This is a genomic window from Paenibacillus sp. FSL H3-0321 (genome assembly GCF_038002865.1).
Taxonomy (GTDB): domain Bacteria; phylum Bacillota; class Bacilli; order Paenibacillales; family Paenibacillaceae; genus Paenibacillus_AQ.
This window is the reverse complement of record NZ_JBBODH010000001.1, coordinates 346,416-370,219: the sequence shown is the minus strand read 5'-3', so window position 1 is coordinate 370,219 and position 23,804 is coordinate 346,416. Positions and strand designations below refer to the sequence as shown.

21 protein-coding genes, 1 pseudogene and 1 riboswitch are annotated in these 23,804 nt (G+C 44.5%); of the genes and pseudogenes, 6 read left to right on the top strand and 16 right to left on the bottom strand.

Features of this window, described 5'->3' with window-relative positions:
• Window positions 1–10: 10 nt before the first annotated feature.
• A complete protein-coding gene (locus MHI45_RS01530; protein ID WP_144024322.1) occupies window positions 11–622 on the bottom strand; it encodes a hypothetical protein in 612 nt (203 codons plus the stop codon).
• Between the two features lie 92 nt (window positions 623–714).
• Window positions 715–902: riboswitch (cyclic di-AMP (ydaO/yuaA leader) on the bottom strand.
• A 32-nt stretch (window positions 903–934) separates the two neighbouring features.
• Window positions 935–1,138: a hypothetical protein gene (locus MHI45_RS01525; protein ID WP_144024323.1), complete on the bottom strand. Its 204-nt coding sequence runs from the start codon at window positions 1,136–1,138 to the stop codon at window positions 935–937.
• Between the two features lie 83 nt (window positions 1,139–1,221).
• Here MHI45_RS01525 and MHI45_RS01520 point away from each other — a divergent pair, with 83 nt between their 5' ends.
• The 3 genes from MHI45_RS01520 to MHI45_RS01510 are packed head-to-tail and all read left to right on the top strand — an operon-like array spanning window position 1,222 to window position 4,913.
• Complete coding sequence (locus MHI45_RS01520) at window positions 1,222–2,646, top strand: spore germination protein (RefSeq protein WP_076110881.1); 1,425 nt, start codon at window positions 1,222–1,224, stop codon at window positions 2,644–2,646.
• Between the two features lie 36 nt (window positions 2,647–2,682).
• The gene (locus MHI45_RS01515) at window positions 2,683–3,777 is read left to right on the top strand and encodes a GerAB/ArcD/ProY family transporter (protein WP_083675643.1); all 1,095 of its coding nucleotides are present in this window, start codon (window positions 2,683–2,685) and stop codon (window positions 3,775–3,777) included.
• The gene (locus MHI45_RS01510) at window positions 3,774–4,913 is read left to right on the top strand and encodes a Ger(x)C family spore germination protein (RefSeq protein ID WP_076110882.1); all 1,140 of its coding nucleotides are present in this window, start codon (window positions 3,774–3,776) and stop codon (window positions 4,911–4,913) included. Before MHI45_RS01515 ends, MHI45_RS01510 begins: the two co-directional genes overlap by 4 nt.
• 45 nt (window positions 4,914–4,958) lie before the next feature.
• Here MHI45_RS01510 and MHI45_RS01505 read toward each other — a convergent pair.
• The 3 genes and pseudogenes from MHI45_RS01505 to MHI45_RS01495 form a co-directional block, all read right to left on the bottom strand.
• A pseudogene (locus tag MHI45_RS01505) lies at window positions 4,959–5,722 on the bottom strand (ABC transporter permease).
• Window positions 5,722–6,468, bottom strand: coding sequence for an ABC transporter ATP-binding protein (locus MHI45_RS01500; protein ID WP_083675644.1), 747 nt, complete (start codon window positions 6,466–6,468; stop codon window positions 5,722–5,724). The pseudogene MHI45_RS01505 and the gene MHI45_RS01500 overlap by 1 nt, the downstream one beginning before the upstream one ends.
• A gap of 58 nt (window positions 6,469–6,526) precedes the next feature.
• Window positions 6,527–7,114, bottom strand: coding sequence for a hypothetical protein (locus MHI45_RS01495; protein ID WP_341118864.1), 588 nt, complete (start codon window positions 7,112–7,114; stop codon window positions 6,527–6,529).
• 185 nt (window positions 7,115–7,299) lie between these two features.
• Between MHI45_RS01495 and MHI45_RS01490 the strand changes: the two genes are divergently transcribed.
• A protein-coding gene (locus MHI45_RS01490) for an IS5 family transposase (protein ID WP_341118863.1) occupies window positions 7,300–8,075 on the top strand; the annotation gives its coding sequence in 2 pieces (ribosomal slippage) (window positions 7,300–7,627 and window positions 7,627–8,075; 777 coding nt in all).
• A gap of 54 nt (window positions 8,076–8,129) precedes the next feature.
• Here the strand turns inward: MHI45_RS01490 and MHI45_RS01485 are convergent.
• The 3 genes from MHI45_RS01485 to MHI45_RS01475 form a co-directional block, all read right to left on the bottom strand.
• Window positions 8,130–8,921: an SPL family radical SAM protein gene (locus tag MHI45_RS01485; RefSeq protein WP_076110884.1), complete on the bottom strand. Its 792-nt coding sequence runs from the start codon at window positions 8,919–8,921 to the stop codon at window positions 8,130–8,132.
• 190 nt (window positions 8,922–9,111) lie between these two features.
• Entirely contained in the window at window positions 9,112–9,567 is a 456-nt protein-coding gene (locus MHI45_RS01480; protein WP_076110885.1) for an oxidoreductase, read from the bottom strand.
• A gap of 182 nt (window positions 9,568–9,749) precedes the next feature.
• The gene (locus tag MHI45_RS01475) at window positions 9,750–10,661 is read right to left on the bottom strand and encodes a helix-turn-helix transcriptional regulator (RefSeq protein ID WP_076110886.1); all 912 of its coding nucleotides are present in this window, start codon (window positions 10,659–10,661) and stop codon (window positions 9,750–9,752) included.
• Between the two features lie 122 nt (window positions 10,662–10,783).
• Between MHI45_RS01475 and MHI45_RS01470 the strand changes: the two genes are divergently transcribed.
• On the top strand, window positions 10,784–11,239 hold the full coding sequence (locus MHI45_RS01470) for a VOC family protein (RefSeq protein WP_076110887.1): 456 nt from the start codon (window positions 10,784–10,786) through the stop codon (window positions 11,237–11,239).
• On the opposite strand, the gene MHI45_RS01465 is transcribed toward MHI45_RS01470, so the two are convergent.
• Together MHI45_RS01465 and MHI45_RS01460 are read right to left on the bottom strand one after the other, a co-directional pair.
• The gene (locus MHI45_RS01465; protein WP_144024324.1) at window positions 11,196–11,486 is read right to left on the bottom strand and encodes a hypothetical protein; all 291 of its coding nucleotides are present in this window, start codon (window positions 11,484–11,486) and stop codon (window positions 11,196–11,198) included. The genes MHI45_RS01470 and MHI45_RS01465 overlap by 44 nt on opposite strands.
• 56 nt (window positions 11,487–11,542) lie before the next feature.
• Window positions 11,543–13,519 carry a hypothetical protein gene (locus MHI45_RS01460; protein ID WP_076110888.1) on the bottom strand — a complete coding sequence of 659 codons (1,977 nt, stop codon included), beginning with the start codon at window positions 13,517–13,519 and terminating at the stop codon, window positions 11,543–11,545.
• A 148-nt stretch (window positions 13,520–13,667) separates the two neighbouring features.
• On the opposite strand from MHI45_RS01460, the gene MHI45_RS01455 reads away from it, so the two are divergent.
• Window positions 13,668–14,525, top strand: coding sequence for a helix-turn-helix domain-containing protein (locus tag MHI45_RS01455; protein ID WP_076110889.1), 858 nt, complete (start codon window positions 13,668–13,670; stop codon window positions 14,523–14,525).
• Window positions 14,526–14,618: 93 nt separating this feature from the next.
• Here the strand turns inward: MHI45_RS01455 and MHI45_RS01450 are convergent, their stop codons facing one another.
• The 6 genes from MHI45_RS01450 to MHI45_RS01425 all read right to left on the bottom strand — a co-directional run bounded on the left by MHI45_RS01450 (window position 14,619) and on the right by MHI45_RS01425 (window position 23,778).
• Complete coding sequence (locus tag MHI45_RS01450; protein WP_076110890.1) at window positions 14,619–16,238, bottom strand: response regulator transcription factor; 1,620 nt, start codon at window positions 16,236–16,238, stop codon at window positions 14,619–14,621.
• Between the two features lie 118 nt (window positions 16,239–16,356).
• Window positions 16,357–18,093, bottom strand: coding sequence for a sensor histidine kinase (locus tag MHI45_RS01445; protein WP_076110891.1), 1,737 nt, complete (start codon window positions 18,091–18,093; stop codon window positions 16,357–16,359).
• 200 nt (window positions 18,094–18,293) lie between these two features.
• Window positions 18,294–19,139 (bottom strand): carbohydrate ABC transporter permease, encoded by an 846-nt coding sequence (locus MHI45_RS01440; RefSeq protein ID WP_038592367.1) that lies wholly within the window; start codon window positions 19,137–19,139, stop codon window positions 18,294–18,296.
• Window positions 19,136–20,098, bottom strand: a complete 963-nt coding sequence (locus tag MHI45_RS01435) for a carbohydrate ABC transporter permease (protein ID WP_076110892.1) — start codon at window positions 20,096–20,098, stop codon at window positions 19,136–19,138. Before MHI45_RS01435 ends, MHI45_RS01440 begins: the two co-directional genes overlap by 4 nt.
• Before the next feature lie 145 nt (window positions 20,099–20,243).
• Entirely contained in the window at window positions 20,244–22,316 is a 2,073-nt protein-coding gene (locus MHI45_RS01430; RefSeq protein WP_076110893.1) for an alpha-glucuronidase family glycosyl hydrolase, read from the bottom strand.
• Window positions 22,317–22,449: 133 nt separating this feature from the next.
• Window positions 22,450–23,778: an ABC transporter substrate-binding protein gene (locus MHI45_RS01425; RefSeq protein ID WP_076110894.1), complete on the bottom strand. Its 1,329-nt coding sequence runs from the start codon at window positions 23,776–23,778 to the stop codon at window positions 22,450–22,452.
• Window positions 23,779–23,804: the final 26 nt, after the last annotated feature.

Below are 23,804 nucleotides of genomic sequence, written 5' to 3'. Positions count from 1 at the left end.
TCCCCGTTATTTATAATTGTTCGTTTTCCCTCTCGAAGAGGGTGACTACCGCCATTCCTTTATCCACCTTCAAAATAATCACCCTGTCACCCTTGGCGAGCTGCTGGCCGGTTTCTGCCCGCACTCCAATGGAACGCATCGTTCCATGCAGCACATATTTCATCTCTCCCACTGCTCCATCCACTGCAGAAATGCTGATGTACCCGAGTTGTCCCGCCTGCTCATAATCCATTTTATTCATGCTATTATCATACCGAGTCATCACCCGGGCCAGCACCGCATACATCAGACAGCCCAGCAGCAAGGCAATCCCGGTGCAGATCAGCACCACTGCAAGCATTTTCATTCCGCTGAACCGGGTAAGCACATAACCACTGCCGCCCCAGACCGTGACAAACACCATCAGAGGGAGTATGGGCACAAAGCCCGGACCACCAGCATCGCCACCTCCCACATGCAGATGACCCGCCAGGCCATGCCCATGAAATCCGCCGCTGAGGAGAAGCAGCAATCCAACCCAGAAGCACACGATAAATACAGTAACGATAACAATCCCCCCTTTAAAGCATTTTAGATAGTGCCTAATGACTCTGATTATCTTTGTTATAAGATTTCTAAACACTTATACAGATCATCTTTCCTTTCTGCATGCGCAGCAAAAAGACCACAGAAGCGTCAGGGCTCTCCGTGGTCGGTTAATCGATCATGGCGCTCATCCTCTCTCTTCGAGGCTTACGGGGTTAGCTGACGGATTCGGGCAGCGAGATTGCCCTACCTTGTAAGAAGCGGCTTTTCAGCACGCAGCAAGGATTCACCCCAAGTGAGCGGCAGCTATCTGAGCAAAAGCCGCATTCACCATTGGTTCCCCCGTTCCCATTATCGGAATTCAGCCATTTGAGAACAGTTAAAATATATTCGGTTGTTGATTTGAATCTTACGCCTGTGACCATTTAATGTAAAACGTTGCGGATGGCAAAAGAAGCTTAAAATGCCACCACTTCACGAATGAAGGCGCATTCTTTGGTTTTACTCTTAAGCGATCGATGATTTGCTCATTTTTGCTCCACTTCATGTCCCTAGGAAAACAAAACAGAAACCTCTGCTGCTCAACATCATCCGCCGTATTCTTCTGCATCACACATTAAAGCTCCCGTCAGGAATATTCTGCAAATCATTCGGGAACGTTAACAGCAAAACTAATCGAAAGTTGAGCGCCTTATAATGACTAACCAAACTCAGACCTCATTTCCTTCGGTAGATCAAAATTCTGATTATATCGAAGCAGCACTATTCTATACAAGTGACCTCAAAAAAAGAAGCTTATCCTTTCAGGGAAGGGAAGGAATGGTCTTTTATCTGGAGTCCCTCACTGACACGGAATTGATTGAACGAAACGTGATTGTTCCTTTTAGCCGTAATCAGGACAAAGACCTCTCTGAGCTTTTCACAGCACTTAGTTTCAGTTTGGAAACAGAACTTAACCAAGGTATTCAGGGACTTCTTGAAGGAAGCTGTGTTTATTTTTTAGAAGGAATGTCTGAATTCTATGTCCTCAACACTCCTGCCAAATACGAACGAAGCATTAGCGAACCTGAGAATGAAGGGGTTATACGCGGACCTCATAACGGTTTTATTGAAGAGATGAAGGTTAACGTATACCTGATTCGAAAACAAATAGCCTCCCCAAACCTTATTGTCCGCTACTTCACACTTGGGAAATTCGCCCCCAAACAGGTAGGCTTAGTCTATATGGAGAATATCGCCAACCCTGAATTGATAAAGATTGTAGAATCAAGAATAAAGAAAATTTCGCTCGATTGGATAATCTCCACTGGCTTTATTCAGGAATTAACGGAGGATAACTCCTTCTCCATATTTCCGCAACTAATCAATACGGAACGTCCGGATCATACCTCAGCTTATTTGCTGGACGGATATGTCGCCATACTGCTGGATGGGGACCCCACAGCTCTGATATTGCCGGCGAGCTTCTTCAGCTTTTATCAGACACCCGATGACTATAACAATCGATGGATGATCGCTTCTTTTGTAAGGTTTATCCGTCTGATCGGCTTTGTAACAGCATTTCAGTTGCCAGCGCTCTACATTGCCACCGTTTCTTTCCACTCCAATGTCCTTCCCTTGCAATTGTTCTTTTCGATTCAAGGTTTATTGACCCGGGTCCCTTTTCCTCCGCTGATTGAAGCGATGCTGCTTGAACTTATATTCGAACTGCTGCGGGAAGCAGGGCTTCGTCTGCCCAGCCGTGTAGGTCAAACTATTGGGATTGTTGGGGGGTTGGTCATCGGGGATGCAATTGTTAAGGCGGGATTGGTTTCTTATTCGATGATCATTGTTGTAGCGTTGACTGCCATTGCTTCTTTTCTTATCCCTTCCAACGAAATGAGCTCTGCTATCCGGTTTATGCGGTTTCCATTGATGATTGCTGCCTCATTATTCGGATATATTGGGATATCATTTGGGTTAACACTCATTTTCATACATTTGTGCAAGCTAGAATCGTTTGGGCAACCCTACCTGAGACCCTTAAGTCCGTTAAAATTTCAAGGCCTGAAAGATACCTTCGTACGCTTTCCAATTTGGTCCATCCGAAAGAGTTCAAGCAACCCAAAAACGGATAAATGATCATTAATTTACATAGTACTTACAGGAGTTGATACGGTGGCTCAAAAAGAAAAAATGATCACAAGGGGACAACTCTTCCTTTTTATTATTCAAGCCCAAATCGGTGTTGGTATTCTGTCTCTTCCTAACAAACTTAACGAAACTGCCAAAGGTGGAGGTGGACTTTCTGTTTTAGTTGCAGGGCTTATTACCCAACTTGTCATCATTCTTCTGTGGGGCCTGCTGAAGAAATTCCCCGGACTTAACCTATTCAGTATTTGCATAAAGCTTGCAGGCCCGATTATTGGCAGTCTATTGATTATTCTGTACATCGGTTACTTTATTCTGCTTGGCTCCAATATTATGCTTAGTGCCGTTGAGGTGCTCCGGAGATGGATGCTGCAAACTACGCCAAGATGGGCTGTACTAGCTCTTTTTTCTATCATGACTATCTACCTCGCAAGAGAAAAGCTGACAGTATTGGCAAGATTCTATACGCTGGCTTCCGTGCTTTTTATTCCACTATTTTTATTTATCATCTATGGATTAACTCAAGCCCATCTGGATAATATGTTACCACTATTGGAAAAAGGCTTATGGAATATCGTAAAAGGAGCAAAGGAAACAACCATATCTATGTATGGTTTCGAATTAATGCTGATCATCTATCCGCTGTCTGAAGGTACAGATAAACAAAAATTGATATCGGTCAGTCTCTCCAACTTGTTTGTGACCCTGTTCTATTTCTTCGTGGTCTCTACCTGTCTGATGTTCTTTAACTCCGAGCAAATTAAAATGATTCCCGAACCGGTCATTTACTTAATGAAATCTCTAAGCTTTTTCATTGTAGACCGTGCAGATATCTTGTTTTTGCCGATCTGGACCATAACCCTTGTATGTTCTATCGTAAGCTATTGCTATGCAGCGTCCATTGGGCTCAGTGTTTTATTTAGGCGAAAAAGCCATCGGAAATTCACTCCGTTTGTGAAGATCATTACATTTATGATCGCGCTTGCGCCAGTAACTTCTGTTGGTATTCATCTACTGGATACAGCCTCTACATATGCTGCCTATCTCTTTATTGGTGGGCTCCCGCTGGTAATGTTAATCATTTCTCTATTTGTAAAGAGAAAAGGAAGTGGCCTTGCATGAGATGGCGCGTGAAATTAGGAACGGTTGCCCTGTCGGTACTACTTATTCTTTTCCCCCTCAGCCTCACCGGATGCTGGGACCGGGAATATTTGAAAGACTTGCATCTGGCCTACAGTGTGGGGTTTGATCTAAGTGAAAATGGAATGATTAAAGAAACTGTGGAATTAATCATTCCACCTGATATTGAGCAAAAAGCCACTACGAACGAAATTCATACGAGTTATGGACATAACCTACGTAGTGCCAGCAATGAGATGCGTAATCGAGTGAGGGGAAACATAAGATTTCTTAAAAATGGTTTTCAATTACTCGGAAAGTCAGTGGCAGAGCAAGGCCTGTATTCTAAATTGGATGTGAACTTCAGGGACCCAACCAACCCGACATCCAACGTTAGGGTAATTATTGCGGAAGGAAATGCCTCTGACATTCTTGAACAAAAAATGGTTGGGGAATTAAAGATTGGCGATTTCATTACACAAAAGATTGAAAGTCTTGAGGAAATGAGTGTATTCCCAAAAGAAACGTTAGATACCGTGTTCCGATTCCTGAAGGATCCTGGGCAGGACTTTGCACTTCCATATATAGCAATAGAAGGCAATGAGATTATAACGAAAGGATTGGCCCTTTTTAATGATCAGTATTATAGTGGGATGCTGAACCCGGATCAGTCAATATTACTAGTCCTACTGAAGGGCCAAAAGGGGAAAAATGCGCGATTCACAAAGAAAATTGTTCTGGACTATCCGGATAATATACAAGAGTACATTACCATTAATGTAGGTTTAAAAAAAGTGAAACGGAAATTCAAGGTATCGGTTTCTGCCGACGAAAGTGTTGTTGTCAATTTGGAGTTAAAACTTCAAGCCATCGTAGAAGAGTTTCCCGGAGAGCATTCGCTAAAAGAGAAAGATCTTCAAAAAATAAATCAAGCGCTTTCGGACATTCTCACAAAGGAAGCCGAATCGGTTGTGGAAGAAGTCCAAAAGGCTAACTGTGATATCTTTGGTGTGGGGAGAAAGCTTATTGCTTATCATCACAATGTCTGGAAGGAGAAAAATTGGTCTGAGGATTATCGCAAAGTGCAATTCCACCCTAAAGTGGAGGTTAAAATTGTAGATACCGGGATACTTGAGTAGAGATGTTCCCAACCTTCTAAGGTGAATATCCGCTAAGCTCATGAGCTAATATTTGCCGGCCCCCGGCAGCTGCAGACGTAGTCCGGCAGTGAAGAACAGCCGGTAAATGAGTACGCTAAGCAGTATGCTCGTAATGGCAGCAGATGACGTGAAAGAGAAGACGATGAGTATCTGATATCGCACGGCTATGACCGGATTGGCTCCAGCAATAATCATCCCGGTCATCATCCCGGGCAGTTGTACAAGCCCTACAGTCTTCATGCCGTCAATCGTAGGGATCATACTGAATTTCACAGCCCTGGCTCTGACGGTCTGCATTGCCTGCTGAGCGGTTGCACCCAGGGACAGCAGTGTTTCAATTTCCCCTTTATTCTGTTGAACCTCATGCTTAAACTGGTTAATGAATAGGCCGGAGACGACCATAGCACTTCCGATTGTCATTCCACTGATCGGAATAATATATTGCGGTGTAGCATCAATAATATTCAATCCGAGCAGTATTCCCATCATCATCAGCTCCGAGGCGGAAATAGCCACCGCAATCCTCCATACCAGCCCCGGCAGCCCTTTGCCTCGCTTGGCGGCATTAAATGAAGCAACACCAATGATAAAAAAATGATTAAAATGACAAAGGCCATATGCTCCGCCTGAAAAATAAACTGCAGCACATAGCCTACCGCCAGCAGCTGAACGGCAGAACGGATCGTGCCTATGGCTATGTCCTTTTCCAACCCAAGCTTTTGCCAGATGGAGATCAGCATCGTTCCGATGACAAACAGCAGTGTAAAGCTAAGCGCGGTCAAGCTCATCAGTGCCCTCCCCCTTCCGTACTCTGGATATATTTCCGGGCCAGTTCCGCTACCGGTGCCTTAAATAAGCAATCACTGCTATGATCCTGCAGGCTATTTTGGCTCAAAATCCATGTTCTGCTGCTGATTCTGCGGGCCTGTTCCAGATCATGCGTTACCCATACGAAGGAGGTGCCTTCCTCCCTATGCCAATTTAACAGCAGCGCTTCAACCTTCTGTGAACTGTTCATATCCAGTGAAGCTGTGATTTCATCCAGCAACAGTATCCGGGGACGGAGCAGCAATGAACGGAGCAGCGATATCCGCTGCTTCTCTCCGCCTGAGCAGTCTGCCGCTTTCTTCCCGAGATCCAGATAATCGAGACCGAGCTGCTTTATGAGCTGTGCGGCAAGAATCGAATCATAAGGAGTACCATGCAGCCGGCTGACCAGCCGTAAATTGTCCTCCACACTGCCTGGCAGCATTACCGCTTGCTGCGCTACATATGTTACTGCCATGCGCCATTGCCGGGGATTTATATCCTTGAACGAGACACCTTCTACGATCAAATCGCCTTCATCGGGAGAGTCCAGCAGCGCCAGAATCCGCAGCAGCGTGCTTTTCCCTTGGCCTGAAGCACCTATGAGGGCAATCCGGTCCGGCTCCGGGAGTTGAGCAGAGATGTGTGAGAACAGATATCTAGAAGCATGATTTCCAGTGTCCCAATGGTATTTGGACAGATTAGATATTTCGAATAATCCACTCAACGCGAATCCTCCCTTCCGCCAAAAAGCTTGGCCATAAGCAATTCATCTATTCTGTCACTTACATGTTCTCAATATTGAAATCTTTGAGTTTTATTAATTGTTTCTTCCCTCTATTTCCCCGCTCCGTCGTCATCTTCCCATCTTCATTTGTTTTCTTAATATAATCTCCAGTTAGTAAGTTATAATCTTGTTCATCTGCTTCTTCTTGAGTTGCATTTCCAGAAAAGTATTCTCCCATCGTCGCCCCGATCAAATACCATTCATTATCTTGAAATCTAAATCTATATTTGTTGTACCATCTCCAGTTACTTCCTCCATAATCACTAACGACAACAGATCCTCTATCAATTGAAAGAGATTCAAAAGGGTCTCCCCAAATGCCTCCTTCATCCGATTTTAAAATGACTTTGTCTGCAATTATTGATAACAAGTAGGAATCATTTGTTCCAAAAGCTATTAGTAAGGACCGTTCAGGAGCCTCTTCTGTATTAGGTTGTAGTTGCTCAATTATCATTGCAACATCCGTAATTCCATCTTTATTTAAATCACCTTCTGTTGTAACAGGTTCATCATCTTGAATTAGTAATCTCCATCCAGATGGTATTAATGTATTAATATCCTTCGATGGTTTTTCTTCTACTTTCACTTCTTCTGAAAGTGGCTCATTGGTGTGGTTTGCTACCACATCGGATTTGGAAGAAGGAGGGTCACTGGAATTAACATTGCTACTATTACAAGCAGATAAAAGGGAAATATTAAAAAGTATTATTAGGATGTGTCTGAAAACTAAAAAACATGGTAAGATTTGAGAAAACGAATGGGGCGTCAAGCATGATTCAAAGACGGTACGAAATAAGCGATGAACAGTGGGAACAAATTAAGGGCATGTTTCCACCCTACAAAACAGGACGTCCGTCAAAATTAAGTGAAAGAACCATGTTTAACGCTTTTCTATGGATCGCTCGAAGTGGTGCTGCCTGGCGCGATCTACCGGAGGAACGCTATGGTTCATGGAAAACGACCTACAGTCGCTTCTGCAAGTGGCGAGATACCGGACTGCTTGTCGCGATCTTCCAAACTCTTCAGGTCGAACCTGACTTTGAAAACTTGAGCATTGATTCTACATCGGTCAAAGCCCATCAACATAGTGCCGGTGCTAAAAAAACGCCCCAGGACACGAAGTGAATCAGCACATCGGCGTCAGTCGTGGTGGAAAGACAACCAAACTTCATACCGTCGTCGATGGATTAGGAAACCCCCTCGCTTTTCTTCTGACGGGTGGTCAAGTCTACGATTCCGTTCCAGCGATTGATTTACTTCAGAAGCTTGATATTACAGGAAGTCATATTCTTGGCGACAAAGCTTATGGCTCAGAAGCGATTCGGAATTGGATTACAGCTAAGCAGGCATCCTACACCATCCCGCCTAAAACGAATAGTCAAAACCCATGGAAAGTTGATTGGTATCGCTACAAAGAACGCCACTTAGTGGAGTGCTTTTTCAATAAAATCAAACACTTTCGCCGTGTGGCTACTCGTTACGACAAGTTGGCCAAGTCATTCCTGGCTTTTGTATACGTAGCTGCCATTTTCAAATTGACTCAATGAAGAGTTTTCAGACACGATCTAGTACATAACCAATCGTTCTCATAAAGACTCCCCTTAGTCGGTTGAATTACTTGACTCGAATACAAACTTTACTCTCTCAGTTTTACCCCACTTTTCTTTAATATCTTCATAGTAAACATCCTTATTATTATAGATTATATCTTTGTAAGTCTTAATTAAATGAGGGTAATGATTGCCGATGAAACTTTCCAACCTTAGTGCTGGTCTAGTGTTTCGTTTTAATCTAACCTTATCTAAAAATACAGGAATGTCTTGATCTATTGCGCTAATCATTGAATCTATATCTGTAATACCAGGTAAAATCGGAGTAATAAATACCCATACAGTAATTCCCATTCGGTGTAACTGATTTGCTGTCTGTATATTACTCATAAGAGTATAATCATCGATTTCACTCAACTGTTGCAGGTTAGATAATCCTAAAAGTAAAGTGAATTTGTTCCCCATAGGTTTTATTACATCAATATCTCTAAAGATAAGTTTTGATCCGGCTTTAGTTGTAACCATACATTTCAAGTTTAACTTACTTAATTCAAGTAAACATTTTCTTGTTAATTGGTATTTCCGTTCTATCTCCATATAAGGATCACACTTACTACCCAAGTACACAGTATCTTCTTTGTTCCATTGAATAAGTTCTTTTTGCAAAACATCTGAAATATTAACTTTAACATTCAAGTCAGTATTCCAAGTCTCATCTTCTAATTGGAAACAATAGGGACATCCAATTGTACATCCATCATACGGGTCTATAATCGGTACTGTCCCCCCATCCGGGGGATATTCATAAGTCATTGCACTCTTAACAAATATTTCTTTAAGCATTTTTACCATCTCCATTCATCATCTTATAACAAGATGGTAAAGTAATTCTCAAAAAAAATATAGACTTATAATTGCTGATTTGCTATGATGTTGAATAAGGTCTTGAAAAAAAATGACATACGAATCCATGGGTCATATCTGATCTATGGTTTTTTTATGTTTTCGTTGATTTCAGCTATCGTACTTGCGTTCACGAATCCTTTTGAACCCCTGCAGTTCCGTATGTATTATTTATTGCACTTTCGTATTCAACCCACTTAAAATAAAAAGGTCCTATATGGATACGTTTATTGTCAGGTTCCAGTTTGAAGTCCTGCCATATAACAAGATCTCCTTCTCTCTCGATAAAAACTGAAATAAAACCACACTCTTCATCACCGCACCAAGGACATACTAGAATTGGATATCTGTAGTATAAATATGGATGTGTTTGTTTTAGCAAAAAATAATCGATCATTTGTCTTTGATAACCTTCACTGCCCCAACCAAGAGACGGAACCATATCATACTTTTTAAGCATTTGATAAAGCGAACTACCATCAATTATTAGATCAGCAAATTTTGTGTTTTTATTTCCATCTTGTTCCGGATCAGAGTCATTGTATCGGCTTGAAGGATTTGTTTGTAAGTGGTTGATGTTTTTCATTTCTCCTCCTATAGTTCTTATAGAGATTTCACTCCCCCGAACTATCTTCTGGCAGACCAAGGGCCGTTGGCTATCGCTTCTTCGAGTCTTCTCCCCGACATGTCCTAAAACCATTTCTCCGCGTCTTGTTCACCCAAGTTATAATTGAGCACTACGGCCAGCTGATATGCAATGGGGATTCTTTAGGCATATTTCTTTATCATGGCACTTAGAAACTCTCGAAAATCTTCAACATATGTTTGAGGCTCTATGATTTCTAATTCAGATCCAAAACTAGCTAAAAACCGGAATCCGATATGGTTTTGCGGCACAGCTATTGTGGCTATTAAAAATTCAGAATTATAGACTCCAATCCTTTTCTGCCCATATCTTTCAATAAAGTGATCTTTTATGCTATGCGAGATCAATGCTTTAATTGTAATTAATTCCGGTTGATAATGTTGTTCGGCTTTTTGCTCAGTCAAAAAATCTCTAGGAACAAATGTTTTGATATCGATATTAAGATTATCCGTTCTGGACAATTTAAAAGTCCGATATTCCATTCGATTTAAACAAAACCCCTTCAAATACCAACTCATTTCACTAAAATGAAGCTGGTATGGCTCGATCATTCTATTCGTCTTCCCTCCACTTCCATCTACATAGTCGAAGCTAAGTAATCTTCCTTGTACTATTGCTTCTTGACAAGTCTTTAGTATTTGAAGAATTTCAGAACGACCGTCCCAGTCATAAAATGACAGTTGAATTGAACCTTTCCAGGTTGCTGAGCCTATCATTGATTCGATTTTTTTAAGAGTTAGCTCAACTTCGTCACTAAATAGAATTTGTCCCAATCCGCCCAATGCGGCTAGGATATTTTCTAAGTCTTTACTGCTTAAAAGTCGTTTGTCTAATTTGTATTCATCCATAATCCCGTATCCGCCCTTAACTCCATTTATAGAATAAATAGGTATATTAGACAAACTGAGAGTTTCCATATCACGTAGAATCGTTCTTTTGGACACGTTAAATAATTGTGCAAATCCGGTTGCGGAAACAACATTCTTTTGCAGCAAGATCATTACAATAGATATTAGTCTTTCAATTTTATTCATATTGTCCCTCCCTGATAATCCTTTTAAGGTGAAAAAAATTATCCCAAAGCTATAATAGGTGACAAAATAGCTGTCACCTATTATAGCTTATACTTCATGTATTACAAGGAGGAGGTTTTTTCATGTCAGTTATTGCATATTTAAACTTTGATGGGAATACAGAGCAGGTCATTGAGTTTTATTCAGAAGCTCTGAATTCAAGTAAAGTAAAAAAAGTGAAATTCAAGGATTTTCCACAAGATCCAAACTACCCTATGCCAGAAAATGAATTGAACATGATTATGGAGTCATCGTTAGAATTCGCTGGTGGACAAATAATGATGTCGGATATTCTGCCTTCGATGAAGAAAGTAACAGGCGAGTTTGTTAAAGGCAACAATATACTGATTAGTATCGTTATTGATGATAAACAGGCACTGGAAAATTACTTTTCCAATTTGTCTGTGGGAGGTTATATTATTATGCCGTTATCAGAAATGCCTTGGTCTTCCTGCTTCGGAATGTTGGTTGATAAATTTGGTGTTGTTTGGAAGTTTAATAGCGACGCTTATAAGTTCCTTGATCGTTTAGCCGTGTAGCTTTCGCTTGCCCGCAATCTGCTGAAAAAGCACAAAGTGGATGAAAAAAATAACCGGACCAGATAGGGATAATCCCCTGCCCTGTCCGGTTTTCACTTTTTTTACGCAAAAGATTGTCTAATGGTCGAAGAAAATCTACTTTAAGGACATCCTGCTCCTTTTGAGTCTTGCAAAAGGCTATTAATTCAGTTTCATATTGTTGTTGCTTTTCCAATTGAACTTCGTTTTCTTCCCACCATGCTTTCATGGCTTTTGGGTCCTTTCCATCCTCATTGTGCGCGTGTCACTTATAATCACCAACGGCTACTTGATGTTCGCTTCCCAGTAGTCGCCGACCAAGCCTTCTATAACACTTCCGCTGGCCCAAGCCATCAAACAGAACCAGGTACTTGCCGGAGAACCGTCGCTGTAGCTCTCCGTTACCAGCCCTTCAGAATGGCAAAATCTCTCGGACATCCAGCCCGTTTTGCCATGGTCGAATTCCTTATCAAAGCGGTTGTAGGTCTGGCACCCCCAGCCGACCGTATCCAGCATCCGCTGCCGGACGTATGAATCATCTCGCTGCTGTACGAAGTAGTACAACTCATCCACAATATTACTGGACATCGGATGAATATGCGGATTGGCGACAGAGGTAACGCTTCCCCCGCAGCTAGACCAGCCGATCTTGCTTAGCGGAGGTACCTTAACCGGTGAGTTGTAAGCAAATTTAAAGGTGAATTCGTAATCAATTGAATCCCTCATATGATCGAGATACAGATCATCGCCAGTGAGGGCGTGCAGATATCTGACAGCCTTGATGTATGCCAGAATTCCTTCGGAATCTACTGCCTTATCCGCATCTAGCGGAGCCCCATAACATTCCATCCGTTTCACATAGGTTTCATAATAATGTTTTTCGCTGCGCTTCAGGCTATCCAGATGCGTTCTGTCCCCGGTTAGCCAGCTGTAGTATGCCATAGCCGCCATGCACCATGTTCCGCTGAAGGAATCATATTCAAGTCCGGCACCGGTTCTCTCGGATAGAATGGTCGGGTATTCTTCATCCGAATTTTTGCTTTTCTCCAATACGAGGAGAACCTCCCTTACAAAGATCATCCAGTCCTCATGAAGGCAATCTTTAATCCTTTTTTCAAATTCATACGCCTTCATAATATAATACATAGCCTGCGCGCACAGATAGGCAGAATGCCCTGGAGTACGCATCCCGTCAAACCACCAGCCGCTTATACTCCATTTCCCATCCTGATATGCCTCATAAGGAAGCCCGGAAGCGGGATTTAAGGAATTCTCGATGATATTCTCGATACAGGAAAGCGCCTGCTCGCGCATGGACTCATCCCCAAGCCTAAGCGCGGCTATCAGAACCGGGGTGGCTACAGACAAACCGTCTGTCCAACTGATCGAGATTATTTTATTGTAGCGGTAACCGCCTGTTTCCTTGTTTTCATAAACAAATGTGGAATAACTCCGGTCCTCAGGCAACCACGCATATTGATAAATAGCCTTTGACAGGTCAGCTGCAGCCGTCCGGATATCACTGCCCTGTCTTGGATGCTGATGATAGCGGTAATAGATGTCTTCCAGCGCAGCATTGATGCCCAGCTCAGACTCGGTTTCGTACTCATACAAATCCATTGTGAACTCCACCGACTCAGCAGCAGCCAGTTCAAAGCAATTCTTATCAAGAGGAGCCCGTTCCTTGACCAGACGAGATTTTATGAATAAAAGCGGTGCATTCTCATAACCAAGCGTATACCCGACCGTTCCTTTGGCAAGCGAGCACGTATAACCTCCATACTGGTAGAACTCACCCGGCAGGTCCGGTTTCCACTGGGTTTTGACCCCATTCTTGTTTATAAAATAAGGGCTGGCACAAAGTCCATATATTTTGCCCGTGTCATATACAAGAGCCGCTGGATGTGACAATCGGTCGCTTCGCACCATCCACCAAGGAGAAGAAGGACGTGAAGGATTTCCTTCTCTCAACCTGGGGAACTCATTCGGAACATTCTGCGGAGCTTCACCGCGGTTTCGGCCGTACATAAATGCCGGCAGGAAGAACCGCGGATTTACTTTTGCAAACGGCAGCTCCATATGAATGACTCCTGACCACGTTGAACTGCTTAGATTTCTTATCCGTACCACTGCCTGAAATGGCTGCTTGGCGCTACCGCTACCGCCTGTTATCTCTACAGATGAACTTAGTCCGTGCCTGTCTAATCCGGTATATTCGGTATCTTCTTGAAATTTGCTTCTTGCAGTTATAATAAGTTCCATGATAATACCCTCCAGTCTGTTGTATACAAAAAAACGCTTGTCATATTCACCCTAACGTGCTAGGATAATGACATTTTAAAGTAGTTTCAGAGAATAATCATTGCAAATTCCGCTATAATTATTGCGCGAATAGATCAGGAGGTAGCAGATGAACGAGCCTTTTGAGCTTCGTTATGATCCCATCCAGAAAGATTTCCTCTACCTGCACAGGATTACTACTTATAACCTGGGGACCTTCTATCACCGACACGAAGCCTACGAGCTGTACTTGTTTCTGCGCGGCAACGTCAACTTTTACATTGAGAACAGCTGTTACCATTTGGAACCTGGTGATTTGCTTGTAATAAATCCGGAGGAAATGCACCGTTCCTTTAGCCTCGATGAATCTGAATATGAACGGATTACGATTAACCTCCAGAAATCTTATTTGCATCGCCTCTCTACTCCGGCAACCCATTTATCCGGGTGCTTCGACTACCGCCCTAAGGGGAAAGGAAATATTGTGCATTTAGAGGAAGCGCAGTTGAAGCGATTTTTGCAATTAACAGGCGATCTGGAGGAAGCACTAGCTTCTGATGCGTATGGAACAGATATTCAGGCCAATTGCTGTATCGCTCAATTATTAGTCCTGACCAATACTGTTTTTCACAATGCAAGCTTTATTCCTACCGATATCATGCCGGAGCTAGTTCGTAAAACTATGGATTATATTGAAGTACATCTTGCGCAGGACATCACACTTGAACAGCTTGCCGGCATTTTTCATTTGAATAGCACTTATATCAGCCGCCAGTTCAAAAAACATACGGGGTTAACGCTCCGTTCGTATATCGTAGACCGCCGCATCGCACTCGCCAAATCCTATCTCTATGAGGGGCTCAGCATTACCGAAGCATGCTATCAATCCGGTTTCAGCGACTACGCGAACTTTATCCGCAGTTTTACCAAGATCGTAGGAATATCACCCGGCAGGTTCGCCAAAAAAAACGCAAGCCTTCCAGAGTAGAAGGCTTGCGTTATAAAAGATGGGAATCACCCTGTATCCATCGGACCAGCACCGTTCCATTCCTCGTATAGAGGATGCTGTCCTTCGGGAGCGTTAGCTTTTTATAAGTTCTGTAGGGTTCATACCGGTTATTTTTTTGAACAATGTGCTGAAGTAGGGAATGTTCTTATAACCGACCCTTTCTGCCACTTCATACACCAGCATATTCCGCTCCATGAGCAACTCCCGAGCTTTCTCGATCCGAACCCGGGTCAGGTAGTTATTGAAGGTTTCTCCAGTAATATTTTTAAAAATAATAGACAAGTGGTTCCGCGAAATGAATACCTTATCCGAAAGCTCGGCGAGTGTCAGCTCTTCCGCATAGTGCTCATGAATGTAACTGGTCATGAAATCGACAACCTGCCGATGCTTGCTGCTTCCTTTCCATTGCCTGTTGCTGCAGATCTTGGTGATTTTGTCTATAAGCCAGCTTGCCAGCTGGTCCGGTACGATCAGGCTGCTGATCTCCTTGGCAATCTGGTCATTAGTGAACAGTTCATCCAGTACAAAGCCGGATTCATACAACGAATAGGTTATAATTCCCCATAGCTCGCTTCCAAGCATTTGTACGTATCCCTGTGATATCCCCTCTTGCCTTTTCATTTCAGTTATATATTCCAGCACAAGCTGATGGGCTTCCGCTTCCTGAGATGCCTTCATTGCTGTTGCCAGCTTATACGAGAACTTGACCGGAAAAAGGGCGACACTTCCCGGTTCGCTGCTGCTGTTCTCCCGGTACATATACACTTCATGTGCGGAAGCGACCCGTAATGCTCTTTGATCCATCGCGCGGAAAGCTTCCTCGGTCGAGTCGGAAAGCTTGGTCCATGTATCCTTCACTCCCCCGATTCCTATACGTGTAACCAGCTTGAGATAGCTGCCGATGCTGTCAATCAGCCTGATTCCCAGCTCTTCAAGCTTGTCTTCTAACTGTTCGAGCTGTCCTGCATCCGGATGAATAATCAGTAATGTTCTGGTACTGTGCAGCTCTGTGTATTCCAGATCCGGGAACAGCTTACGCGCTACTTCACAAGCAATATTGCTGACCGCAAACCGGAAAAGGTTCCAATCGGAGACGGATAGACATCTGGCTCGTTCATCACGGATCAGCTCGATCCCGACAGTGACATGCTTGCGTTCCTGCCAAAAAAGATATGACGGGGGAAGAGGTGTGTTGTCTCTGTATGCATGACCCAGGGTACCGACAGCTGCGGAGCGAACCCACTCCAGTTCAACAAAAGGCTCATACATCGTCATTTTAAACTCAATCTCCCACTGCCTGATTCGCTTCTCTTCCGCTTCCTCAAGTTCCTGTACGACATTGCTTAGAATTGATTTTAACGTCGGCAGACTAATTGGTTTAGAAACATAGTCGGTCACATGAAACCTTAGAGCCTGTCTCGCATGCTCAAAATCTGAATAACCGCTCAGAATAATGATTTTACCTTGGAATCCTTCCTTCCTAAGCTGCTCCATCATATCCAGACCGCTCATCACGGGCATATAAAGATCAGTGATCACAATGTCCGGCAGGGTACGGCGGATTACCTCCAGTCCGTCCTCTCCGTTCATAGCCTCTCCAACCCACTCAGCTCCCAGTTCATCCCAGGGAATCGCCTTTTTCATCCCCTTCAGGACTTGGCGCTCATCATCAATGATTGCGATTTTCCACATTACGCTTACCTCCTTAACTCCTTAAGTACGAAAGCACGGCTGCTTCTCATGCCAACGGAAGCGCTTACCAAAATAATATGTGCGTTTGTATATTGACCATGGAACTATCTCTTAGGGATCAGTCCTTTTTGGTTAGAGGATCTGTCAGCAGCGGGAGCGATATTTCCACTCTTGTTCCACCTTCTTCACGTTCTCCTAGTGCAATTCCATAACTCTCCCCGAAGTAACCGGAGATTCTCTCTCTCACATTGCGTATACCGTAGCCTCCTGTATGACGGTTATGGGACCTGTCTTCAGGCTGCTTGAGTCCGGCACCATTATCCTCTATGACAATATGCAGAGTATCTTCCATTCTCTCCATTACGATAGACACATAGCCGCTTTTCTGTTTGTTGAATCCATGAACGATAGAATTCTCCACGAACGGCTGTAGTGTAAGCTTCGGAATGTATAACTCCTGTAGCTCAGACGCTGCCTCAATTCTGTATTCAAGCCCTTCTCCCCACCGCAGCTGCTGGATTTCCAGATAACACTCTATATGCAGCAGTTCATCTGCTATTGTGATAAAGCTGTTGCCGTTGGACAGGCCGATCCGAAACATACGGCCCATTAGCTCCAAAATGCGGCTAAGTTCATCTTGTCCGGCATCAATCGCCATCCAGTTGAGCTGATCCAGCATATTATATAGGAAATGTGGATTGATATTAGCCTGAAGCGCCTCAATCTCGGCTTTCCGCTGCTGTTCATAACGGCGCTCCAGAGAGAGATACAGTTCTTCAATCCGTTCATTCTGCTTCCGGTAACCGGAGAATAAATAACCGAATTCATTCTCATAATCCACCGGAAGTTCTACATTGTCGCCTCCTACGGAGTACAGCCGCATCGCAGTTACAAGTTTTTTGATCGGCTTGGTAAATTGCTTGCTTAAAAAGTGGGTCAAGAGCAGTACCAACAGCACTGCAGCAATACCAATTAAACCGATCCATTCTGCCAGCTTCAGGCTGCTTGCCGTGATCTGTTTCCAAGAGGTGAATTCGATTAGGGTCCAGATGGAATTATCCATTCTGGAGTAGACGAGCAGTGTATCACGCGATCCATCCTTTGCCGGAATATGGACATACCCGGATTTGTTACTTTTCAGATCAATCCACTGGGACCAGTCGTTCTGATCCAGCGCATCGCCTATTTTTATAATTTGCTGGCCTTCGCTGCTTGCCATGATCCGGTTAGATCCGTCAGAATTTCCGGCTAACAGTTTCCGGATCTCGTTGGCCTTGATGTGGACCTTAAGGACTCCCAGATAGTCATTCTCGTAGACTATTTTTCTGAAAAAGCTAAGAACAGGGATATCGCCTTGCGCACTGGGGTAATTATACTCTTTGGACCAGCAGAAATCGCTCTTCGCCAGACATTCGGCCCCTTCCTGCTTCTTAAGATCCGTAAGATTTCGGAACTGAATGTAGTTATGCTGCTCACTTAGGATAGGGTTATCCATATACAGGTCAATTCCTTGAATCAGAGGAATGGCATAGGTCAAATTCGCGAGTGCGCTTTCTACACTCGCACGCCTGCGATACCTCTCAAATTCATCCTGCCTGTTCAGAAGAAAGTTGATCAGCTCACTGTCACGGGAGCTGGACAGTGAAATCTGTTCGATCATGACCAACCTGGTCGTAATTTCATTATTCAGCTCATCAAGCAGCTGTTGCTGGTAATGCGAGGTGGTCTGTACCAATGCCTTTGAAGAATTGCTGTAGCTTGTCCATGCGGTAACACCAATTACCGCAATAAGCACTACGGCAAAGCTATGAAAGAACAGACGGTCAATTCTATATTTTTTATAAGGATTGATCAAACACTCTACCTTCCTTCAACTCCGGTTCAGACACAATAAACGGTAAAGCTGCGAAGGGTATTCGAAGCTTTACCGTTAACGGACTGATGTTTTTTAAAAAGATAAGAATTTATATGTTTCACGCTATAAATTATCCTTCTATTTCTCGCTGAAACAGATACCGTCCTTTTGAGGACGGCAAAGCCGTTTCCACTTGCATCTTATCCTTTAATTCCCGTTGTTGCAATCCCTTCAACGAAATACTTCTGAAGGAACATGAAGACAATAGTTGCTGGAAGAATTGACACTAGTGACATGGCAAGCAGTTGCCCCCACTCCGCCGCTGATTGCGAGTCATTGATCATACGCAGTGCGAGTCCAACAGTATACTTGTCCACGCTGTTGATGTACAGGAGATGACCCAGGAAATCGTCCCAATTCCACAGGAAGCAGAAAATTGTCACCGTAACAATTGCAGGAAAGGCGAGAGGCATAACAACCCTCCAAAAGATACCGAACCAGGAACACCCGTCAATTTTGGCCGATTCATCAAGTTCTCTTGGAACACCGCGTATAAATTGAATCAGCAGGAAGACGAAGAAACTGCCGCCTGCCCCACCGGCAAGCAAATGGGGGACGATAAACGGGAGATACGTATTCACCCAGCCAAGCTGGTAGAACAATGAGTATTGAGGGATGATTAGCACTTGTCCAGGCATCATTAAGGTCAGCATCAGGATGGAGAACCAGAAATTCTTCAACGGAAAATCCAATCTCGCAAAACCGAAGGCAACCAGTGTGCAGGATAACAGCGTTGCGACGATTACGGCAAATTCAAGTCCGAAGGTATTAAGATAGAAATCCGTAAAGGTGTGTCCGGGAACCGAACTCCAGCCTTTTGTGAAGTTGCTCCATTGCGGGACAGCCGGGAAAATCGACGGCGAGCCAAGCTCTGTACTGTGTTTCAGTGAAGCACCGATCCACCAGAGAACCGGGTAAACCATAATGAAACTGAAGAGTATCATGAACAGATGGCGAAACGCAGGCTTCAATTTTAGTGTTGTCATTTACGTTTTTTCCCTCCAGTGTCTGTTTCATAGAATACCCAATACTTCGAGGTGTAAGAGATCAGTACAGTGGCTGCAATAATTCCGACCAGCATAATCCAGGCAAGTGCTGAAGCATACCCCAGCTCGTAACGGCTGAATGCCCTTTCATACAAGTACATCGCATACACATAAGTGGAGTTCATCGGCCCGCCGTTCGTAATCACAAATGCGGAAGTGAACATTTGGAAGGCTCCAATAACTGCCATAATCAGGTTGAAGTAAAGAATCGGTGAAAGCATCGGCAGTGTGATTTTGAAGAATTGAGTTACTTTATTGGCCCCATCCACAGAAGACGCCTCGTACAGATCATTAGGAATTTGCTTCAGACCGGCCAGAAAAATAACCATGGTGGAGCCGAATTGCCAGACCGTCAGCAGAATCAGCGTGCCAAGTGCCGTATCGGGACTTGTAATCCAGCCCTTTCCTTCAAAGCCGAAGACGCCAATCAGTTTGTTAAAGACCCCGTCTACACCAAAAATGTTGCGCCAGAGCAGCGATACCCCGATACTCCCTCCGATAAGTGACGGGAAATAGATCGCCGTGCGGTAGAAGCTTATTCCTTTTACCGCCTTGCTGAGTATCATAGCGACAAAGAGAGCCGCTATAAGCTTTAAAGGTACTGAAGCCAGCACATAAGTGAAGGTTACCTTAGCAGATTGGATGAATTTAGGATCCGCTGTAAAAATACGCTCATAATTGCGGGTCCCAATCCACTTCATAGGCTGCATTAAAGTGTAGTCGGTAAACGAATAGTACAGTGATAAAAATAACGGATACGCCGTAAGCGCTAGAAACCCGATCAGCCAGGGCGAAATAAATAAATAGCCTGCAAGCGGAGCGTTCCATCTGCTTCGAAAGTATGAGCTTTTTTTCGTCTGCGCAGCAGATTGGGCTATAGTGGCTGTGGAACGGTTCATCTGTGGTCACCTCTTGTGGTTAATTTTTATACTTTAAGTATATAATCCGCTTATCATCCGCTAAAGGAGGGGAATGCTCGAATTCTTTCAAAATATAACGATAAAAAAAGAAGCGGTATTCACCGCTCCCCATTTACATGAATCATTAATATATTGTTCTTCCCCATTGGTCAGCAATGCCGCTCTTCCGGAGGAAGTACGTATTGATTCTATCCCGCCACTCCTTAGCATGCTCAGCCTGCTCCGCAAGACGGTTTGCTACATGCTGGTACGCCTCTTCATCCACTTGTCCCTTCACTAGCTTCCAGGCATCTAACAATCCAGCTGCCCGCTCCGCGCCTTCAAAATGTGTGTCATAAATATGCTGAATCACAGTTTTGCCAGAATGAAGCACATGGTTATATGGGACATGGTGGAAGAAAAGCAGCAGTTCATCCGGGCAGCTCTCGAGCGACTCGTACAGTTCCATGTTAATACGGGCATATTGGGAGGTATACCCGGTTCCTGTTGCTGTAGTGCGGTCCACACCCATACCATAACAGTCTGCGAAGTGATAAGTACCCCACATTGAATATTCATATCCATCTACATTAGGGCCGTAGTGATGGTCAGGATTGACCATAAACCCAACGCCCAGCGGGGCTGTATACGATTCATAAATCACCCAGGAGTTCATAAGGATGTTTAGTATAGTCTGAACCAGCAGCTCATTGGTGCCAAAGGTGAGCGTAATCCATTCCATAGCAATTTCCTCGGCAGACATCTCCGGATTCCAGGCCAGACGGCCGTAACCATACAAATTAGCCTGTGCCAGCAGATGTCCCGTCCAATTGGTGTCATTACCAATGTTGGAGACTGCTGCAAAGCCGCTGTAAGGATTGCCGTGAACATCTCCTTCCACAATGCGCTGGATAGTTGTTCCTTCTCCTTGGAGCTGCGTATCAAAGTCCATTATCTTTTTCCACTGGGGTATCAGGTAGCACACATGACGCTGCTGGCCGGTATACTCCTGGGCAATCTGAAATTCGATTACCTGATTCGTCTTCGGCATAGCACCTAGCAGCGGCGAGACTGGCTCTCTCACCTGAAAGTCAATCGGTCCATTCTTCACCTGCAAAATGACATTGTCCATGAAGCGTCCATCCAGCGGCTGGAAATGATCATAGGCTGCCCGCGCCCGATCCGTGGTACGGTCGCGCCAATCCTGCTTGCAGTTATATACAAAGCATCGCCAGATTACAATTCCGCCATGCGGCTTCAGCGCTTCAGCCAGCATATTGGCCCCGTCGGCGTGATCTCTTCCATAGGTGAACGGTCCCGGCCGGTTCTCCGAATCGGCCTTTACCAGAAATCCTCCAAAATCAGGAATTTCTGCATATATTTCTGATGCTGCGGTCCTCCACCATTCTCGGACGTCTGAATCCAGCGGATCTGCCGATGAGAGACCGCCAATCTCAATAGTGCTGGCATAATTGACGCTCAGGAACAGCTTGATTGCATAGGCGCGGAAGATTGCTGCCAGCTTCGCCACATCCGGCAGGAATTCCGTTAACAAACGGCTCTCCACCCGGTGGACATTCACATTATTAATGGCGATCGCATTGATTCCGCTGGAGGCCAGCAGGCGGGCATAATCCTGGATACGCTGAAGATTGCTTGTTACCCGGTTATCTTCATAAAAAATTGATTTCCCGGCATACCCCCGTTCCACACTCCCGTCCATATTATCCCACTGGTTGATCATGCGCAGCTGATTGACAGGGTTCTCTAGAATATTCAAATTATGAACAGAACCCCCTGTACCCATGATTCGCAGCAGATGGAACACTCCATATAATACACCTGCGGGAGTAGCTGCTCCGATGGCAATATTACCGGTAATGCTGTCCGTTTGAAGCGCATAACCCTCCGCTTTAACAGCATCGCTTACACCGGTGCTGAATGATTTATCTATCGCTAAGCCAGTTCCGAAGGTTCCTATAATGATACTGGGAGTTGTCTCTGTTTTCCCGGAGATGGAAACTTTTCTCCCTGTGATTCCCTCCATGCCTTGAGTCAGCTCGTTCACTGCAGAACGAATAACAACATCATCCTGCTCAGTCACAACAAGATGATTGTATGCCGCATATTGATCAACATTTGTTCCCGCTGTGATCCGGCGGTACTGCAGCCAGGCCAGATACCCGTCTCCGGGGTGATACAACACAGAATTACTCATGTATACTCCTCCCTATGCCTCAAACTCCACTTGATCTTTTTATGTCCCAGCGCCAGCGTGGCCTGAATATTCGGTACAGCCTCTACACAGAAATAAATTCAAGGCCCGGAACAAGGCTGTTCCGGGCCTTGAATTATTTTTCGTAAGATTGTGCTGCTTCTTTCAACTGTTCAAAGGCTTTCTCCGGTGTGACTTTTCCAAAACTAAGCTGATCCCGGACAAGCACCCAGTCTTTGTCAATAAAATTCGTCCAGCCTCCTGCTCCAGCCGACCAGGTCTGACCATCCTTTTCAGTAGCACGGAGGAGTTCTAGTCCAACCTTATCCAGATCGCTCATGTTTGCTTCCAGGGAAGTGGAAATATCCTTGTTAGCCGGCAGACCGCGGAATGTTTGCAGAATCTTACCTGCCTCCTGATCATTCACAAACCAATTGATGAATTTTTTAGCTTCTTCAGCATGCTTGGAGTTTTTGGAGACGGACAGGTACATGGATGGTTTCAGCCATCCGCCTGCTTCTTCTGCACGCGGCATGGTTACAAGTGCGTAAGCACCTGGTTTAATGCTGTCCCAAGTCCCCAGGTTATTAGAAAAGCTATACCGGAATAAAACTTTGCCAGCTGCCATCAAGTCCATTTGCGGATCATTTTCCTTGTCGGATGCGTTTACATCCGCCGGAGGAACCAATCCTTCCTTCCGCAGCTCTTCAAATTTCTTGGTCCATTCCAAGTAAGCAGCTTGATCTACGTTGAAGTGACCATCATCAGTGATGACCTGGCCTTTACCTTTGGCGTATTGGTAGGCCGAATACATAAAGTAGTTACCGGCATAGTCCAAGGTGAAATATTGCCCGCTTGGCAGCTTGGCTTTGGATTCCTTGGCCAAGGCGAAGAAATCATCCCAAGTCCAGCCATTAGTCGGATTCGCAATCCCGAGCTTATCCATAGCAGCCTTGTCATACACCATACCAAACGCTACCGAACCCAGAGGAACAGCATATTGCTTCCCGTCAAGTTGGCCTCCAGCCAGCAATTTCTCATCAAATTTACTTACATCGACCTCAGGAGCCAGCTCAGCCAATTGGTTACGTGACATCCAGTCCGGCGTCCAGCCCGGATCAAGCTGAATGATATCAGGTGCGTTACTAGCCGCAGCTTGAGTCGATAATTTGTCCAAATATCCATCCATACCGGAATACTCCGGCTCAAACGTAACATTGGGGTTGTTCTTTGTGTACAAGTCCAGCGCAGCCAGGGTTGCCTCGTGGCGCGGCTGGGAACCCCACCACATAATGCGCAGTTTGACAGGTTCATTGCTTGGTGCACCCTTATCGGCAGTATTTGTGCTAGCAGGCTCTGCAGATGATTTTGCATTGTTATTGGTTCCGCCGTCTCCGCATGCCGCCATCGTTCCCAGCAAGGCTGTCATGGCCAAAACTGTAAGAGAACGCTTCCATTTCAACATCTTTAACCCTCCTAATTTAATCTGTA

Bases quoted from the DNA above. Each gene is read 5' to 3' on its own strand.
- MHI45_RS01430 (WP_076110893.1), bottom strand. From the start codon at position 22,316: ATGAGTAATTCTGTGTTGTATCACCCCGGAGACGGGTATCTGGCCTGG.
- MHI45_RS01425 (WP_076110894.1), bottom strand. From the start codon at position 23,778: ATGTTGAAATGGAAGCGTTCTCTTACAGTTTTGGCCATGACAGCCTTG.
- MHI45_RS01450 (WP_076110890.1), bottom strand. From the start codon at position 16,238: ATGTGGAAAATCGCAATCATTGATGATGAGCGCCAAGTCCTGAAGGGG.
- MHI45_RS01480 (WP_076110885.1), bottom strand. From the start codon at position 9,567: ATGAAAAACATCAACCACTTACAAACAAATCCTTCAAGCCGATACAAT.
- MHI45_RS01485 (WP_076110884.1), bottom strand. From the start codon at position 8,921: ATGCTTAAAGAAATATTTGTTAAGAGTGCAATGACTTATGAATATCCC.
- MHI45_RS01475 (WP_076110886.1), bottom strand. From the start codon at position 10,661: ATGAATAAAATTGAAAGACTAATATCTATTGTAATGATCTTGCTGCAA.
- MHI45_RS01510 (WP_076110882.1), top strand. From the start codon at position 3,774: ATGAGATGGCGCGTGAAATTAGGAACGGTTGCCCTGTCGGTACTACTT.
- MHI45_RS01460 (WP_076110888.1), bottom strand. From the start codon at position 13,519: ATGGAACTTATTATAACTGCAAGAAGCAAATTTCAAGAAGATACCGAA.
- MHI45_RS01455 (WP_076110889.1), top strand. From the start codon at position 13,668: ATGAACGAGCCTTTTGAGCTTCGTTATGATCCCATCCAGAAAGATTTC.
- MHI45_RS01470 (WP_076110887.1), top strand. From the start codon at position 10,784: ATGTCAGTTATTGCATATTTAAACTTTGATGGGAATACAGAGCAGGTC.
- MHI45_RS01520 (WP_076110881.1), top strand. From the start codon at position 1,222: ATGACTAACCAAACTCAGACCTCATTTCCTTCGGTAGATCAAAATTCT.
- MHI45_RS01440 (WP_038592367.1), bottom strand. From the start codon at position 19,139: ATGACAACACTAAAATTGAAGCCTGCGTTTCGCCATCTGTTCATGATA.
- MHI45_RS01465 (WP_144024324.1), bottom strand. From the start codon at position 11,486: ATGAAAGCATGGTGGGAAGAAAACGAAGTTCAATTGGAAAAGCAACAA.
- MHI45_RS01435 (WP_076110892.1), bottom strand. From the start codon at position 20,098: ATGAACCGTTCCACAGCCACTATAGCCCAATCTGCTGCGCAGACGAAA.